This is a genomic window from Streptomyces sp. NPDC058086 (assembly GCF_042885015.1).
Classification (GTDB): Bacteria; Actinomycetota; Actinomycetes; order Streptomycetales; family Streptomycetaceae; genus Streptomyces.
Map to the genome: position 1 here is coordinate 1 of NZ_JBHVST010000271.1, position 2,086 is coordinate 2,086.

The 2,086-nt window shown below is 65.3% G+C and carries 1 protein-coding gene; it reads left to right on the plus strand.

Going from position 1 to position 2,086, the window contains the following annotated elements; translation table 11 throughout:
• The first annotated feature begins 595 nt into the window (after nt 1-595).
• Complete coding sequence (gene ltrA, locus ACFVWD_RS58150) at nt 596-2,050, plus strand: group II intron reverse transcriptase/maturase (protein WP_389607269.1); 1,455 nt, start codon at nt 596-598, stop codon at nt 2,048-2,050.
• The last annotated feature ends 36 nt before the right edge of the window (nt 2,051-2,086 follow it).

Below are 2,086 nucleotides of genomic sequence, written 5' to 3' on the forward strand. Positions count from 1 at the left end.
TTGCGCCGTGAGGCGCTGTTGGTTCGAGTGGAGGTGGAAGACCTGCACCAACTCGCTGTCGCAGCAGTCGGGTTGAAGCTGAGGGCAGCCTGATCCGGGTGATGCCGGGGAGGGTGAGAGCGGCCCTGACAACGCCGGGACGTGCCCAGTACTGCCAGATGGGGCGGGTCCGGCAAGCGTGATGAAGAGGAGTACGCGAGGAATCGGCGTTTACGTCTCTTAAAGTGCCTCCGGCTCAAACCTGGCGGATCAGGGCCGGTAGCGGTGCGTACTCGGTTCATCCTTTCGGGTGGTCCGACAACTCCTGGGTCGGTCTACGAAAGCTGGCTGGGAGGCCATGAGGAAAGCCTGCGGCGTACTCGTGGCGATGCCGCAGGGACACAGCCGGGCTCCTCCTTCATCGAGCGAACCACAGTGAACACGGGAACCGTCCCGAACCTCGCCCTGCCACCTGCCTCCAGCAGGCTGCAGGGGCTGAGCGCATCGACCGCTGATCGGTCCGGGACGGGGCGGAGCCGCCGTAGTACTCCGAGGCCGGGAGAGCCGGCCACATGGGGAAGGGCGGCAGCGGTATCGAGAAGGGAAGGACGCTGCAATGCCGGAAGACGCCCCGCCGAATGGCGGAGCTCCGGGTTTTCGGGCCCGGGTACTGGAGATGCAGACCAAGCTTCACCGTTGGACGGTGGCCGATCCCGGCCGCCGGTTCGATGACCTGTTCAACTTCGTGCACGACCCGGCAACGCTGTTGGTGGCGTTCGACCGGGTCGCGGGCAACCAGGGAGCCCGGACTCCAGGCGTCGACGGTCTGACCGCCATAGATGTCGAGGAATCGATCGGTGTTCTCGGGTTCCTGAACGACCTGCGGGCGACCCTCAAGGACGGCTCGTTCCGTCCGCTGCCGGTGCGGGAACGCAGCATTCCCAAGCCAGGAGGCTCGGGGAAGGTCCGCAAGCTCGGGATTCCGACGATCGCGGACCGGGTCGTTCAGGCGGCGCTGAAGCTGGTGCTGGAACCGATCTTCGAGGCCGACTTCAAGCCGGTCTCCTACGGGTTCCGGCCCCGACGGCGGGCTCAGGACGCGATCGCCGAGATCCACTATTTCGGCACCCGGGGATATCGCTGGGTGCTGGATGCGGACATCGAGGCGTGCTTCGACTCGATCGACCACACGGCCCTGATGGACCGAGTGCGTCGCCGGGTGAAGGACAAGCGAGTCCTGACACTGGTCAAAGCCTTCCTCAAAGCCGGGGTCTTCACGGAACTCGGCGAGAACAAGGAAACACTGACCGGCACCCCACAAGGCGGCATCCTGTCCCCGCTGCTGGCGAACATCGCCCTGTCGGCGCTCGACGAGCACCTGCACGGGCCATGGGAACCAGGTGGGGTGATGGCCACCGAAGGGAAACGCGCCTACCGGCGCCGCAAAGGTCAACCCACGTGGCGGGTCGTCCGCTACGCGGATGACTTTGTCGTCCTGGTGCACGGCACCGAAGCGGACACCGCGGCACTGCGCGAAGAAGTCGCTGACCTGCTCGAACCTCTCGGTCTGCGTCTGTCGCAGGCCAAGACCCGGATCGCGCACATGAGCGACGGGTTCGACTTCCTGGGCTTCCGCATCCAGTGGAAACGCAAGGGAGGCACGACCAAATGGCACGTCTACACCTTCATCGCCGACCGGCCCATCCGGTCGCTGAAGGCGAAGGTCCGTGCTCTGACAGGCAGGACATCGCAGCAGGATCTTGCCACCGTGCTGAAGAGACTCACTCAGATCATGCGCGGTTGGGCCATCTACTTCAAGCACGCAGTCGCCAAGCATGTCTTTGACAGGCTCGACGCCTTCGTGTGGTGGCGTCTTATCCGCATGCTGCGGGAGCGTCACCGATGGAGTTGGGGCGACGTCCGCCGCCGGTTCACCACCCCCACCGGGCGGTGGAGACCCATCGCGGCGGACGGGATCGAGCTGTTCCGGATCGCATCGGTCACGGTCAGCCGCTACCGATACCGGGCCAGCGCAATCTCCAACCCATGGCAGCCTGCGAACCCCGTCTGACGGCAGAGACCGTGGAGAGCCCGTTGCGTTGAGAGG